This window comes from Leptospira saintgironsiae, assembly GCF_002811765.1.
Taxonomy (GTDB): Bacteria; Spirochaetota; Leptospiria; order Leptospirales; family Leptospiraceae; genus Leptospira_B; species Leptospira_B saintgironsiae.
The window spans coordinates 122,874-137,620 of the sequence record NZ_NPDR01000007.1; the positions used below are offsets into that span (position 1 = coordinate 122,874).

Below are 14,747 nucleotides of genomic sequence, written 5' to 3' on the forward strand. Positions count from 1 at the left end.
TTTAGAAAACAAGTTCCCCTGTCATCCTTTCCACTGGCTGTATTCTCAAGATCTTATCTTCCAGGGATTTTAACAATTCTGCATCTTTGACCTGTTCCCCGTCCTTAGTCTGGAGATAGAATGAGTCATAAGCATAGTCCGCGGAAGTAGAAACCCTCAGATGAGAAACTTTTAAACCAAAATCGAATACTTTTCTTAAGATCCTATACACTAAACCAACCATATCAGGCATACGGACTTCCATGATGGTGGTGTCTGTAATATCCTCGTTGGAAAAACGAACTGAACGATTGATAATACTTTCCGGTATCGTCTTACGTGGATTCCATTCAGTTCTTTCGAAAGCAATACTGTCTCTCTGTAATTCCCCAGAAGCCATTAATCTGAGTTTACCTTCCATTCTGGAAAGTTTTTCAGAAGAAATATTTCCGCTACCTTGAGAATCCGTTACTTGAAGAATATGGATCTGGAATTCTTCGAAAGTATAACTTTGCATCCCAACTAAACTCAAACCCTCGGAAGAAACAGAACAACATAAATCTAATAAGATTTCAGGAATATTACGGCTTACTACTTCTACCGTTACGAAAGCAGGATCTTGTTCCGAATCCAAGAGTAGGACCGAGTTCGCATCTTGGCTAAGAGAAGTAATCGATTTAAAATATTTTAATATTTTTCGATTAGAAACAGTTTTCAAAAAACTTTCGGGGATCACTGAATATGCAAAGGAAGCAATCGTTTTAGAAATTTTAGGATCTTGTCCTTCTTTCTCCGTTAGATAGGCGACCAAGTCTTTAGCAAGAGCAATTCTTTCTTCTTCTCCATGAGGATCTTCAGAATCAGTTCTTTTGTTTTTAAAGAAGTCTATAGAGTTTTTATAAAGTACATTTAAGATGGCCTTTTTCCAATTTGTAAGAACGTTTGCGCCCACCGACTTGGTATCTATGATCGTAAGAATATATAGAAGTTTGAGTCTCTCTGGATTAGAAACTGTTCTTGCAAAATTGCGTATTAACAACTTATCAGAAATATCTCTTTTGGAAGAAAGTTCTGACATCAGAATATGTTTTTCTACTAAGAAACGAAATAGATCCGTATCTTCCTCTGATAAACCTAAACGAGACCCAACAGAAACAGCAAGTTCTGCTCCGTATTCGGAATGATCTCCTTCTTTCACCTTTCCAGCATCATGAAGAAGAATTGCTAAAGCCAAAATTTCAGTCTTTTCACATTCTCCGTAAACTTCGAGGATCTCTCTGTCTTCAAATTCTACCTTGTCTAAACGATCCAATTCGTGCAAGATTAGAAGAGTATGTTCATCTACAGTAAACTCGTGATGATAACTGAACAAAGGAAAATTTGTACATGCTCCAAACTCAGGTAAAAGTTCCCCAAGCACCTGACATTCATGCATTAATTTTAATATTTTCCCTCTATCCTTTTTGTTCTGGAGAATACCGATAAATCCGCCGTTTACTTCTGCAGAATATCTGAAGTCATCATCCAAAAAGTGAGACGCAAATCTGATCTCACTAAGCAATCCACCAGAAACTTCGAAACCTGTTTCTTGGATCATTCTGAAAGTAAGTAAAATATCTTTGTATAAAGTATGAGGATCTGCAAAAAGATTTCCTTCGCTTGGAGGAAAGATGGTATTTCCTATCTTTAAGAATCGAATGCCCTCATAGTCGAAGTTTTGGGCTTCTCCTTTTTTCTGAGCCGCTAGTAACGAATCCAGATATACACGAACGATAAAAAATATATTCTTCTGATGACTATAGAGAGTGTTCATAAACTTCTCTATGGTTTGCATATCTTCTTTTTTACCAAAACCTAAATACTCAGCAACCTCTGGTTGGAGATTCAGATCCAAACGGTCATGTTTTCTTCCAGTGAGAATATGAAGTGCTGTTCTGACTCGGATCAGAAAATCATAAGCTTCTTCCAAGGCTTGGACTTCTCCGCTTTGGAAAACTGGGAGAACTGCAAGTCCGCCTAAGGAGCGAATAGGGCTTCTGGATTTTTCAGTCCAATATAAATATTGAATATCTCTCAAACCGCAGAGATCCGTTTTTAAATTCGGTTCCGAAAGAAGAATAGGTCTACCCTCTCTCAAAAATCTTTCCGAAAGTTGGTCTTCTTTTGTTTGGTTGTATCTGGTTGCAAATTTAGCAGGAAGTTTTGCTAAAAATTCTTCTTGGTACTTTTTGAATAATTCTTTGGAGCCGGTTAGGAACCTACTGTCTAAGACTGCATGAAAGCTAGACATATCATCTAAATAACGAAATGATTCTTTGATAGTCCTGCAGGTATGCCCCACTTCTTTCCCAGAATCGTAAAGATAAGTATTGATAGAAGAAATGATCTCCGCAAGTTTCGAATCCGGAACTCCATTATGTAAATATAATATATCTACATCTGAATGAGGAGCCATTTCCATTCTTCCATAACCGCCCAAAGCGATTACAGCCACTTCTTCTCCTTTTTTTAGGATGCCAGAAGACTTTTCAAATCTGGCTCTTAAAAAGGAATCTATGATGAATGTAAGCTGGCGAGAAATTAAGCGGCCAGAGACCGTCCTACTCTTTTCCAAAAGCCTTTGAAAACTATAGGAGATATCTAATTCTAAAGGCAAAGTCAGTTCCTACTAGCTGTTAGACTGAGTTTATTTCAATTTATCGCCAGGGTTAGCGCCTCTATGAGGCACAAAAAGGCTTAAGCTCTCGCCTTCTCCGGAAGCCAAAAGGATTGCTTCTGAAACTCCGAACTTCATCTTCCTTGGTTTTAAGTTAGCAACCGCAACAATCGTCAATCCAAGAAGTTCCTGAGGTTGGTAAGAAGCTTTAATACCAGCAAAAACATTCTTAGTTCCAAGAGAACCAAGATCTAATTTTACTTGGACAAGTTTATCAGCACCTTCAACAGGACCTGCTTCTATAATTTTACCAACTCGAAGATCTACTTTACTTAGATCTTCGATAGAAATTTCCAAAACTCCTTCTGTTTTAGGAGCTGCAGCGGGCGTTGCAGGTTGAGCGGATTTAGTTTCCAAAGTGTTTTCTTCTAACATGGTTTGAATCGATTTTTCCTCTACACGTTTGGTGATCATTTCATAAGCGGACACTTTTGTTTTTTCCAGATCGGAAGCAAGGTCTGCAAACTCAGGCTTTTTGTTTAAACCTAAAATTTTATAAACCTTCTCCCCTGATTTAGGAAGAACAGGATATAAATAAATGGAAAGAATTCTGGCTGCGTTCAAAGCAACTGTTACTGTTTTACGAGCTGCTTCTTCATCCGATTTAATTTGGATCCAAGGCGCGAGATCGTTTACATACTTGTTCGCAATGTCGCCCAAGCGAGAACATTCTTTCATTACCCTGGTATAATTTCGAGTTTCATACCATTCTTTGATCTTAGATTCAGAACTTCTAAGTTCGTCCAGGATCTTCTTCCCTTCTGCGTCCAGGCTTCCCAAATTTCTATCAAGTTTATCTAATATAGAAGTGGCGACTCTGGAAACCAGGTTTACGAAATTTCCGACAAAGTCCGAGTTCACTTTTGCAGTATAATCGTCAAAAGAAAGGTCAAGATCGTCCATTCCGGGGCCGAGTTTTCCCGCCAGATAAAAACGAAGATGTTCCGGATCTAAATGTTTCAGGTAACCTTCTGCTTTTATGAAGGTCCCTCTGGATTTGGACATCTTCTCCCCATTCACGGTAATGAAACCATGAACATGGACTTGGGTAGGAGAACGATATCCACCTCCTTCTAAGGTAGCAGGCCAGAATAAAGTATGAAAATATAATATATCTTTTCCGATAAAATGGGAGATCTCGGTCTTCTCATCCTTCCAGAAAGAATCGAATTTTTTACGATCTCCTTTGAAATAATTCAAACTAGAGGCCATATAACCGATGGGAGCATCCAACCAAACATAAAAATATTTTTCAGTCTCGCCTGGGATCTTAAATCCGAAATAAGGCCCATCACGAGAAATATCCCAATCTTGAAGACCTGCCTCGAACCATTCTTTTAATTTTTTGCGAACACCTTCCGCAACGTGAGAACCCGTTTCGACCCAATTGGAAAGATATTTCTCAAAATCTCCCAATTTAAAAAAGATATGTTTAGAATTTCGACTAACGGGTGGATTGCCACATAAAGAACAATGAGAATCTTTTAGATCTTTGGGAGAATAAGTGGCTCCACAATTCTCGCAACTATCCCCATACTGATCTTGGGTCCCACAATTAGGACAAGTCCCTTTAATAAAACGATCTGGAAGGAACATCTTATCTGTATCACAATAAGTTTGTTCAATTTCTCTTTCTGCGATATGGCCTTTACCCTTTAGTGAAAGATAAATTTCTTCGGAAAGGATTCGATTTTCTTCAGAGTTAGTGGTATAATAATTATCGTATTCGACTAAAAAGCCAGAGAGATCCCGGTAATGTTCCGCTCTAACACGGTCGATCAATTCTTCTGGAGTGATTCCTTCTTTTCTTGCCGCAAGCATGATGGGTGTGCCATGCGTATCGTCCGCACAGAAAAAATAACACTCATTGCCTAAAGATTTTTGATAACGAACATAAACATCAGTCTGGATTGCTTCCAAAACATGGCCCAAATGAATAGGACCATTCGCATAAGGCAAAGCAGAAGTAACGAGGATCTTTCGTTTTGATTCGGAACTCACATAGTCAGGTTGAGAAAAATTCCCCCAAAATCAACATGGATTTTCATTGCAAAACCGTAGGTTGGGTTAAAATACATCGGAAAAACGGGAACACCCTTAAAGGGAAGGCATTAAAAAATGGAAAGGGTTTCATCCTTGGCTAGCAAAGTTCTACCAGGTCATGAGTTTTACGAAAAGTTTCAGAAAAGTCTGGATAGAGAAACCGAGATTTTTCAACTCAAGATGAATTACGCCAAGGTACTAGTCAGTCTTTGGTCTTATTCTTGTCATGCAGACGGAGTCTTTCATAGAAAGGAAGGAAATCTAGTCGGACAAATGGTAAAAGCTATGTTCGATAAGGATTGTATCTTTGATCATCACCAAGATCAAAAGGCTGAGATCATCGAAGAATTATCTGAAGTGTTTGAATCTCCTCTTCCTATTAAAATGATCACTGACTTTGCAGAAGGAAATCCAGTCCTAGCTGTAAACTTCTACGAAGATGCTGTATGTATCGTAACGACCGACGGCAAATTCACAGATAGAGAGAAAGAATTTTTGGTAGATCTAGCAAGAGAGTTAGAAATTTCTTCTATGGATAAGAAGAACATAGATAATAAATATACGGACGGCGACGAAGACTGAACTTATAGTCGCCTTCCCCCTCATGCCCTTTCCGATCCTATTACTATTATTCGGCTACCTAGGCCTGCAATTCCTACTCAGTGGGCCTTTTATACAACTTCTAGTAAATATAATATCTTTTAGATTATTCAAGTTTCGCTGGTTAACTCCAGGCATCATACTTCCAGGGCTTTGGGTTTGGGCCAGACATTTTACTGTATTCTTCCCGGGAGAACTCGGAACAGATATAGTTCATGCAAAAGGAAGTTTTGTACATTTTAGGATCTCATTCTCTAATTTATTTAAAGGAAAATTAATATTCAGAGGAGTCAATGTTCGCTCCTTTCATATGGATTATACAAACCGAGTAGAATCCAGGAAGAAGATTGAATATCTTCCCAAAAGAGGACGGATCCAATTCAAATTGGAGAAGGTTTCGCATTCCAGCATAGATATAGAAGACAAAACATTAACTCCAGTATTCAATATTCAGATCCGTGATATCAAAATAGAGAATGGAGTTTTGGACGCAGGTTCTCCATTAGAAATTCTTTTTAGAAGCAGAATGGGTTCTTGCAGACTCGGGAGAGAAGGTTTACTCAGAACAGGAACACTCAAAGGTGGAGACAGGGGATATCTCACATTAAGCGGGATCACTTGGGGAGAATTAGCAGGGCTGGAAATTATTCCTTTACCTTTATTCAAAAAACAAGTGCATCTTACATTAGAATTTAGACATATAGATGAACATCATACAGACTTCGAAGGAACCTTATTGCATACAGGTTTGGGAGAAGAAGAGGAATCTGAGACTTATCCTTTCCGTTTCGGAGTAGATTGGAATGATTTTAATCTTCCTTTCGATTTAGCTCTCAGGAAATTGATTATGGAATTATTCCTTCAGACCAAGTTAGAAGGTTTGATGGCGAGAACCTTGCAGACAATAGCGAAAGGGATCCGGTTGTTTTTAGGGAAGGATTAGAAGTTATGCGAAACTTCTGTTTTCTTACCTTACCTTCTGTCCCATCCCTTCTACGATCCCGTTCAACTTAATCAAACCGGAAATCATATCTTTCATAGCAGAACGAAACGCTTTCTTTTGTTCCTCGTCTGCTCTTTGGGAAGAAATATCAGCCTTCATAGATTCTAAGGTATCACTCACTAAAGCAAGAATACCATACATTGGCTCATCCTTATTAGTGGAGTTAATGATAAATTCTATATTATTCTTATACATCTTTTTTCCCTTTACGCATATCGAGAAGGACACGGACCCTAGTCGGCTTAGTTCATTGTATAAAATTTATTACCTTAAGGACGAGTATTCAAGCCGAATTTGTAATATTCGAAAGATTTATTGAAGAAGATTCCAGGAAATCAGGTGTCATCTCATCTTTTAAATCCACTCCAGATATACCTCGTTTGAGAGATTCAGAAAGTAAATAAGCCGTTTTTAAGGACGCCTCCTGGAAATCTAAGCCGTCAGGGCGTATATTCGAAATACAATTCCGGCTTTCGTCTGTTTTGCCTAACTTAGGGTCGAATGTCAGATACATTCCCAAACTATCTGCAGAGGTAAGTCCAGGTCTTTCTCCTATTAATAACACCACTGCCTTGGCTCCTAAAATTTCTCCTATCTCATCTCCGATAGCAACTCTTCCTAATTTTCCTAGAATGAATGGCGAAATTTTATATTTTTGTTCAGATAAGAGAGGAACCAGAATTTGTAAGAACGAAACCAAATTCGAATCAACTGCTTTAGCAGAAAGGCCATCTACTCCAATCAAAGCTATATCATATATTCCCTTTTTGGATTCCAATCTAGACCGAGAAGGTTCAGAGATCCTACGGCCTAAATCTGGTCTAAGCAAATATTCTTCTCTGCTCTTTGCTAAACTTTCTATTCCAATAATATCTATCCCTAATGGCTGGAAAATTTTTTCGAGGCCTAGACTTATCGTATCAAAATCCGGTTCTGCTAAGACCGCGTCTCTTGCTCTTGCATGATCCAATCTGAATTTTAATAATTCAGAAGTTGGAATAGAGCCCCCGGATCTTCCGATTCCGATCCTGGCAGAAGTTAAACTTTTCCAAAACTCTTTAGGATTCATCCGGCCTTATCCTCTATAATTTCTTCGAGTAAAACTCTGTTTTGATTTTCTTTAGGAAGAAATTGTTTTGTGGATTCGAATAGCCCTTTTTCTAAAAGCCAACTCTCAAATTCAGGCGCAGGCCGAAACCCAAAAATTTGGCGTAGGTACAATGCATCATGGAAAGAAGTACTTTGATAAGATAACATAACATCATCTGCTCCTGGAACTCCCATAATATAATTACATCCTGCAGCTCCAAGTAAAGTGAGTAATGTATCCATATCGTCTTGGTCTGCATCTGCATGATTTGTATAACATACATCCACGCCCATAGGAAGACCTAAAAGTTTTCCGCAAAAATGATCTTCCAGTCCTGCTCTTAAGATTTGTTTTCCATTATATAAATATTCGGGACCAATAAAACCAACTACAGTATTTACGAGAAGTGGATCGAATTTTTTTGCGACTGCATAAGCTCTTGTTTCTAATGTTTGTTGGTCTAAACCGAAATGAGCGCCGGCAGACAGTCCGCTTCCCTGTCCTGTTTCGAAATACATTACATTATTTCCAACAGTTCCTCTGTTTAATTCTAAAGCCATCTGTCTGGACTCTTCTAAAATATTGAGATTCACTCCAAAACTTTTGTTTAAAGCTTCGCTTCCTCCGATAGACTGAAATACCAGATCGAGAGGAGCCCCTGCTTCCATTGCTTTTATAGAAGTCGTTACATGACAGAGCACGCAGGACTGAGTGGGGATAGAATATTTTTGGATGATAGAATCCAACATCTTTAGAAGTGCAATTACCGTAGGAACATTATCAGTAGCAGGATTGATCCCTATCACTGCGTCCCCACTTCCTAATAAAAGTCCATCCAAGATACTTGCTGCAATTCCCTTAGGATCATCTGTAGGATGATTTGGTTGTAAACGTGCTGATAACCTTCCGGGAAGTCCAATTGTATTTCGAAACCTGGTCACTACAGGAGATTTTTTAGAAACTAAAATCAGATCCTGGTTAGACATTAACTTAGAAACAGCAGCGCCCATCTCAGGAGTAATTCCGTCTCGGATCTCAGAGATCAATTCTGAGTCAGTGTTCTCACTTAAAAGAAAGTCACGAAATTCCCCGACAGTAAGAGAAGAAATTTTAGAGAACGCGGACCTATTATGAGAATCGAAAATTAGGCGAGTAACCTCGTCTTTTTCTCCAGGGATCAATTCTATATTCAAAAATTCTGATAAATGTAGATCCGCCAAAGCCATTTGGGCAGCTACTCTTTCTTCTTGAGTAGAGGCAGCGATCCCAGCCAATTGATCTCCCGAACGAAGAGGACTCGCCTTAGCTAGTAAGGTTTTTAAATCAGGAAATACGTAGGATTTCCTACCAAGAACGGTTTTATAACCCATATTAATTCCCTATAAATCTCATTCAGGATCTTTGGTCCTACTTACTCTAATTACGAAAAATTCCAAAGCAAGAAAATTGCTTTTTCATTTTCCAAAAATAGAAGTCCTGGCCCAGACCAATCCGCTTCCTAAGATCAAAACAAAAACCCCAAATAGGATCGGATGTTGCCAAGCACATACAACCAATACGATCGCAGACAAAACAAGTGCAATAGATGGTAGAAGTTTCCCGCCAGGAACCATAAAAGGCCTTTCTCTATCTGGTTGTTTTTTTCGAAGTACAAAGAAGCTGATCATAGAACAAAAGTATAATAACAAAGCACCGAATGCAGACAATGTGATTAGCTCGGATGTTTTTCCAGTACATAATGCAGCGATCCCGAACGCAGTATTTGCAATTAATGCGTTGGCAGGAGTTTTAAATTTAGGATGGATTTTACCAAAAAATTTAGGAAGAAAGTTTGCTCTTCCGAATTCGAAACTGGCCCTTCCTCCGGCCAAAATAATTCCATGAAAAGAAGCGATCAGACCGAATAAACCTATCGTAATTAAAAGATGGAATGCCCAACCGGATTCTCCATACAATTTTCGTAATGCAAGAGGCAAAGGATAATCAGAAGCTGCTGCACCAGGCTCTGGATATACGATCATCTCCCATCCACCCACCCCTATAGAAGAAAAAAATACCAATCCACAAAGTACAACTAAGGTTGCTAATGCAGATCCAAATCCGATCAGTATATTTCTTTGAGGATCTTTAGTTTCTTCTGCGACGTTTGCAACTCCTTCTATTGCTAGAAAAAACCAAACTGCGAAAGGTAAAGAAGACAAGGCGCCGGTCCAACCATTAGGTAATGGATTCGAGGAAAACTTCTCCCAAGAAAAACTAGGAAGTGTAAGTCCTGAAAATAAAAGTAATTCAAAAACTGCTAATATAGTAATTCCAAACTCGAATGATGCTGCAAATTTTACTCCGAGTATATTCAAACCCGTAAAGAGTAAGTAAGCAACAATCGCAATCCAGATCGGATCTATACCTGGCAAAAATAAAGAGAAGTAGGCTCCGATGGCAGCTGCAATCGCCGGGGGTGCAAATAAAAATTCTATCAACTGAGCGGTGCCAACGAGATAGGCCCATGCATTTCCAAGAGCTTCTCTACCGTAGTCGAATGCTCCTCCCGCTTTAGGGATCATACATGCAAGTTCGGTGTAGCTAAAAGAAAAACAAACATATAGCAGAATGATCAGTAAGGTGGCAATTCCCAAACCCAAGGTCCCACCTACTGGTAGACCCAGGTTCCAGCCAAAATACATGCCTGAAATTACGTATCCGACTCCTAAACCCCAAAGTAGCCAAGGACCGAGGGTTCTGCTAAATTCTTCTTTTGATTCCATCTCTGTTCATTAATCAGCAAGAACCGTGCCTTTTCCAAGTTCGTTTTTACTTTAGGAAAAAACTCGACGTCTAAACTTATGCCAGGGAGCATTCAATATGCCTCACTTAAGATCTCGTACTTCCACCCACGGACGCAATATGGCCGGAGCCAGAGCACTCTGGAGAGCCACCGGTATGAAAGAAGGTGATTTTGGAAAACCAATCATCGCAATCGCAAACTCATTTACTCAATTCGTTCCAGGACATGTTCATTTAAAAGACCTAGGACAAATGGTCGCGAGAGAAGTGGAGAAGGCGGGGGCCGTCGCAAAAGAATTTAATACCATCGCAGTTGATGATGGTATCGCCATGGGGCATGGCGGAATGTTATATTCTTTGCCGAGCCGTGACTTGATCGCCGACTCAGTAGAATATATGGTCAACGCTCATACAGCGGATGCACTTATCTGTATTTCAAACTGTGATAAGATTACACCGGGCATGCTGATGGCAGCTTTACGTTTGAACATACCAACCATATTCGTATCCGGCGGACCAATGGAAGCTGGAAAAGTAAATTGGAACGGTGATATTCGAAAATTGGATTTGGTGGACGCAATGGTAGAAGCCGCCAACGAAAATGTTCCAGACGAACTTGTAGAACAAATAGAACGTTCTGCTTGCCCTACTTGCGGATCTTGTTCCGGAATGTTCACTGCAAATTCAATGAACTGTCTTACAGAAGCATTAGGACTTTCTCTTCCTGGTAACGGTTCCACGTTAGCTACCCATGCAGACAGAAAACAACTATTCCTTACTGCAGGAAGACTGATCGTAGATCTTGCAAAAAGATATTATGAACAAGACGATGAGTCTGTTCTTCCTAGGAACATCGCTACTCACGAAGCATTCCAAAATGCGATGAGCTTAGACGTAGCTATGGGAGGATCCACAAATACAGTTCTTCATATTCTTGCAGCCGCTCACGAAGCAGGGATCAATTTTAAAATGCATGATATCGATCTAATTTCGAGAAGAGTTCCTTGTGTTTGTAAGGTTGCTCCTGCCACTCAAAAATATCATATGGAAGATGTTCATAGAGCAGGTGGGGTTATTGGTATTCTTTCCGAATTAGATAGAGCTGGACTCATTCATAGAGATGTTCCTACAGTTCATTCTGCCACATTAGGAAAAGCTTTGGAAGAATGGGATATCGTTCGTCAGAACGCAGACTCAAAAGCATATGCTTTATTCTCCGCGGCACCTGGTGGAGTTCCAACAACAGAAGCATTTTCCCAAGATAAACGTTGGCCTGAGTTAGACTTAGATAGAGCGAATGGATGTATCCGAGATGTAGAGCATGCATATTCTCAAGATGGAGGACTTGCAGTTCTTTATGGAAATATCGCACCTGAAGGTTGTATCGTTAAGACTGCAGGAGTAGATGAGTCCATTTGGAAATTCTCAGGAAGAGCCAGAGTGATGGAAAGCCAAGAAGAAGCTGTAGCCAAAATCTTAGGTAACGAAGTTGTAGAAGGTGATGTAGTTGTGATCCGCTACGAAGGTCCAAAAGGTGGACCTGGAATGCAGGAAATGTTATACCCTACTTCTTATCTGAAATCCAAAGGTTTAGGAAAAGCATGTGCACTTCTAACTGATGGAAGATTTTCCGGAGGAACTTCCGGACTTTCTATTGGACATGTTTCTCCAGAAGCAGCAGCAGGCGGAATCATCGGTCTTGTAGAAGAAGGTGATATCATCGAAATAGATATTCCTGATAGATCCATTCACTTAAGGGTGAGTGACGCAGAACTTTCTGATCGCAGAGATAGAATGCACGATAGAGGAAAAGATGCCTGGAAACCTAAGTCCAGAAAACGGACAGTTTCTGCAGCATTGAGGGCCTATGCAGCGATGACTACTTCTGCACATACCGGAGCTGTCAGAGACGTTAGCCAGGTAGAACATCAATAATTTAATGCGACAGAACTATTCCTCGAGTAAGGGAATTGTAAAAGAATAAAAAGCCGATGCCTGATAAAAAGACTGGAAACCGATCTTAAAAAAGAGTATCTTCTACTTATGTCGAAAATTGCCCTTACTCTCCCTTCTGTACAAACTCCCTCTGAACTGATGGATTTCCTCAAAAAGGAATCAGATAATCCGAATTTCGATCTTTGGTTGGACCAATTGTCTGAAAGAGCAAAAGCAGGAGACAAACTAGTTTGGAGTTTTTTGTACCAAGCAATCAGAGAAGCAGATTCAGGTAGATTGTCCTGGGGATTTCATAAAAGACTTCTTTCCGGGATCTTTCATATGCTTTCTCGGATCGGAGATTCTCAGTCTTATAGATTATTTATCAATTATGTTAAGTCCTTAGACAGAACTATTCCGACTGGTGCATTAGAACTAATCGGAGATCTGATCCCCACATTCAAAGAAATTGATATAGATGAGATCCTTTCTATTTCTTCTCTAAACGATCCATTCAAATCTGCATTCGGGATTTATGCATTGGCCCAAGTTGTTTTAGAAGACAGGATCCCGGAAGAAAAGATTGAACAAGTAAAATCTTTCTTAAGAGATTATCATAATCCAAGCTATTACTTGGATCATCTGGTAGAAAGAACTCTTGAGTTTTTAGAAAGGGATAATTCAGACATTCTTGCTTTCGTAGAACAACTTGCCAGCTGATAAAAAAAGGAAGTCTTTCGACTTCCTTTTTTTATTCTTCAGAGATTAAGAAGGCTCTTAAGCTGAGTATTGGTCCATTAGAGATTTTGCAATTACTCTAAGTGCCATCACTTCTTCTGCACCTTCGAAGATGGAGAATACACGAGCATCTACGAAGTAACGAGAAACTGCGTATTCTTCCGCGTATCCCATTCCACCGTGGATCTGCATTGCTTCTCTTGTTACCCATTCAGCAACTTTAGAAGCGTAGAATTTGATCAAAGTTGCTTCCATCTGTCCCTTGTGGTCATCCAAAAGTTTCGCTACAGTATTAGTGAACTGGCGAGAAGCCTGAACGATCATCGCCATACGAGCAATCTTATACTTGGTCAGGTTATAATCGAAGATTGGTTTTTGGAAAACTTGTCTCTCTTGAGCGTAGCGAAGACCGGCTTCTAAAGCTGCTTGCATCACACCGTTTGCACGAGCCGCAGTTTGGATCCTTCCACCGGAGAAACCTTCCATCTGGAAATAGAATCCTTTTCCTCTTCCTGCTTCTCCACCGATCAGGTTCTCTTCTGGAACAAAATAGTCCTCGAAAGAAACTTCGAAAGAGTGCATACCGCGGTAACCGATTGTTCCGATTGCTTTACCGGAAATTCTTCCGCCGCCATCTTGTTTATAATCGAATTCGTGACCATTGAAGCTTGGCTTCTCCGCAAGAACGATAGAAAGACCTTTGTGTTTTAACTCAGGATCAGTTTCTGTTCTTACAAGGATAAGAAGAAGATTTGCATAACCTGCAAAAGTACACCAGGTTTTAACACCATTGATAGACCAGCCTCCGTCCACTTTTTTAGCAGTTACGGAAACTCCGGCAACATCTGAACCGTAATTAGGTTCTGTTACCATGATACCGCCCATCTTCTCTCCGGAAGCGATAAGAGGAAGCCACTTCTCTTTTTGAGCGTCAGTTCCACCTTTTAATAATGCTTTAGAAAGAATTTCTGGACGAGTGATCAAAGATCCTGCAATCCCTAAAGATCCTCTGGAAAGTTCTTCAGTAACAACAAGCATAGAAATATTATCTGCTTTATCGTTAGGTTGTAATCCACCGTAAGTTTCAGGAATACAAAGTCCGAAACATCCCATGTCTCTTAAACCTTGGATGATCTCTTCTGGAACGATATCGTCGTGACGGTGAACATGCTCTGCTTTAGGAGCCACCACTTCTTCCGCGAACTGTTTGAAAGTTTGGCGGAACATTTCGTGGTCTTCACTCAAACCATAAGCTCCAAAACTTCCAGAAGAAGCGATTAGATCAGCAATATGATTATAGTTTTCGATCGCGCTGGATTCTTCTAAGAACTTGTTAGTAGCGTCGTCGAATAATTTGGTAACCAGTTCTTGTGTGGAAATTCCGTATTCGGAAGCTCTAGAACTGAACTCGGTGCGGATATGAGAAACAACTTCCGCAGCGAAAACCTGAGCCATCAATTTTTCAAGCTCACCTGTTCCGAGAGAATCGTTCCAAGCATAGTCGATAAAGTTTTCTGCGATCTTTTGTTCGGAGGTCAACCAAGCGATTTGGTATTGTACGAATTGGTTTTGGTCCATTTTCGCAACGGAAACTTTTCCATTGGAGCTGCATTTAGCTGCCAGAGCCTTGGTTACTTGTTCGATTATTGCTGAAGACTTGCTTAAAGCCTGTTTTGCCGCCGAAGAGTCCGTCGGAGCTTTCGTTGCCATCATTTGTTCCTACCGATTATTGGGAAATATTACTCAAAATACTATAACCTGGGGCCGTTTCGGCCTGTCATTTAAGTTTTTGAACCCAAGCCTCGGGAAGAAATGAGACAGAATGTCCGAAAAAACGTCCTTCTTCCTTAAAATAGAAG

The 14,747-nt window shown here is 40.0% G+C and carries 11 protein-coding genes; 4 read left to right on the plus strand and 7 right to left on the minus strand.

Going from position 1 to position 14,747, the window contains the following annotated elements:
- Window position 1 precedes the first annotated feature (1 nt).
- The gene (locus tag CH362_RS15600) at window positions 2–2,635 is read right to left on the minus strand and encodes a [protein-PII] uridylyltransferase family protein (protein WP_100711246.1); all 2,634 of its coding nucleotides are present in this window, start codon (window positions 2,633–2,635) and stop codon (window positions 2–4) included.
- A 30-nt stretch (window positions 2,636–2,665) separates the two neighbouring features.
- A complete protein-coding gene (gene metG / locus CH362_RS15605) occupies window positions 2,666–4,696 on the minus strand; it encodes a methionine--tRNA ligase (RefSeq protein ID WP_100711247.1) in 2,031 nt (676 codons plus the stop codon).
- Window positions 4,697–4,813: 117 nt separating this feature from the next.
- Here metG and CH362_RS15610 point away from each other — a divergent pair, with 117 nt between their 5' ends.
- Both CH362_RS15610 and CH362_RS15615 read left to right on the plus strand, forming a co-directional pair.
- Complete coding sequence (locus tag CH362_RS15610; protein ID WP_100711248.1) at window positions 4,814–5,320, plus strand: tellurite resistance TerB family protein; 507 nt, start codon at window positions 4,814–4,816, stop codon at window positions 5,318–5,320.
- Between the two features lie 22 nt (window positions 5,321–5,342).
- Window positions 5,343–6,281: a hypothetical protein gene (locus tag CH362_RS15615; RefSeq protein ID WP_100711249.1), complete on the plus strand. Its 939-nt coding sequence runs from the start codon at window positions 5,343–5,345 to the stop codon at window positions 6,279–6,281.
- A gap of 24 nt (window positions 6,282–6,305) precedes the next feature.
- Here the strand turns inward: CH362_RS15615 and CH362_RS15620 are convergent, their stop codons facing one another.
- The 4 genes from CH362_RS15620 to eat all read right to left on the minus strand — a co-directional run bounded on the left by CH362_RS15620 (window position 6,306) and on the right by eat (window position 10,196).
- Complete coding sequence (locus CH362_RS15620) at window positions 6,306–6,536, minus strand: hypothetical protein (RefSeq protein ID WP_100711250.1); 231 nt, start codon at window positions 6,534–6,536, stop codon at window positions 6,306–6,308.
- Between the two features lie 88 nt (window positions 6,537–6,624).
- Window positions 6,625–7,410 carry an ethanolamine ammonia-lyase subunit EutC gene (gene eutC / locus CH362_RS15625; protein WP_100711251.1) on the minus strand — a complete coding sequence of 262 codons (786 nt, stop codon included), beginning with the start codon at window positions 7,408–7,410 and terminating at the stop codon, window positions 6,625–6,627.
- A complete protein-coding gene (locus CH362_RS15630) occupies window positions 7,407–8,801 on the minus strand; it encodes an ethanolamine ammonia-lyase subunit EutB (protein ID WP_100711252.1) in 1,395 nt (464 codons plus the stop codon). The genes eutC and CH362_RS15630 overlap by 4 nt, the downstream gene beginning before the upstream one ends.
- Before the next feature lie 84 nt (window positions 8,802–8,885).
- Window positions 8,886–10,196, minus strand: a complete 1,311-nt coding sequence (gene eat, locus CH362_RS15635; RefSeq protein WP_100711253.1) for an ethanolamine permease — start codon at window positions 10,194–10,196, stop codon at window positions 8,886–8,888.
- A 97-nt stretch (window positions 10,197–10,293) separates the two neighbouring features.
- Here eat and ilvD point away from each other — a divergent pair, with 97 nt between their 5' ends.
- Entirely contained in the window at window positions 10,294–12,150 is a 1,857-nt protein-coding gene (ilvD, locus tag CH362_RS15640; protein WP_100711254.1) for a dihydroxy-acid dehydratase, read from the plus strand.
- Between the two features lie 108 nt (window positions 12,151–12,258).
- On the plus strand, window positions 12,259–12,870 hold the full coding sequence (locus CH362_RS15645; RefSeq protein ID WP_165780279.1) for an iron-containing alcohol dehydrogenase family protein: 612 nt from the start codon (window positions 12,259–12,261) through the stop codon (window positions 12,868–12,870).
- A gap of 57 nt (window positions 12,871–12,927) precedes the next feature.
- Here CH362_RS15645 and CH362_RS15650 read toward each other — a convergent pair whose 3' ends face one another.
- The gene (locus CH362_RS15650; RefSeq protein WP_100711256.1) at window positions 12,928–14,598 is read right to left on the minus strand and encodes an acyl-CoA dehydrogenase family protein; all 1,671 of its coding nucleotides are present in this window, start codon (window positions 14,596–14,598) and stop codon (window positions 12,928–12,930) included.
- Window positions 14,599–14,747 lie beyond the last annotated feature (149 nt).

Excerpts from the sequence above, each read along its gene's own strand:
- CH362_RS15610 (WP_100711248.1), top strand. The coding sequence starts at position 4,814 with ATGGAAAGGGTTTCATCCTTGGCTAGCAAAGTTCTACCAGGTCATGAG.
- CH362_RS15615 (WP_100711249.1), top strand. The coding sequence starts at position 5,343 with ATGCCCTTTCCGATCCTATTACTATTATTCGGCTACCTAGGCCTGCAA.
- CH362_RS15620 (WP_100711250.1), bottom strand. The coding sequence starts at position 6,536 with ATGTATAAGAATAATATAGAATTTATCATTAACTCCACTAATAAGGAT.
- eutC (WP_100711251.1), bottom strand. The coding sequence starts at position 7,410 with ATGAATCCTAAAGAGTTTTGGAAAAGTTTAACTTCTGCCAGGATCGGA.
- CH362_RS15630 (WP_100711252.1), bottom strand. The coding sequence starts at position 8,801 with ATGGGTTATAAAACCGTTCTTGGTAGGAAATCCTACGTATTTCCTGAT.
- eat (WP_100711253.1), bottom strand. The coding sequence starts at position 10,196 with ATGGAATCAAAAGAAGAATTTAGCAGAACCCTCGGTCCTTGGCTACTT.
- ilvD (WP_100711254.1), top strand. The coding sequence starts at position 10,294 with ATGCCTCACTTAAGATCTCGTACTTCCACCCACGGACGCAATATGGCC.
- CH362_RS15645 (WP_165780279.1), top strand. The coding sequence starts at position 12,259 with ATGTCGAAAATTGCCCTTACTCTCCCTTCTGTACAAACTCCCTCTGAA.
- CH362_RS15650 (WP_100711256.1), bottom strand. The coding sequence starts at position 14,598 with ATGGCAACGAAAGCTCCGACGGACTCTTCGGCGGCAAAACAGGCTTTA.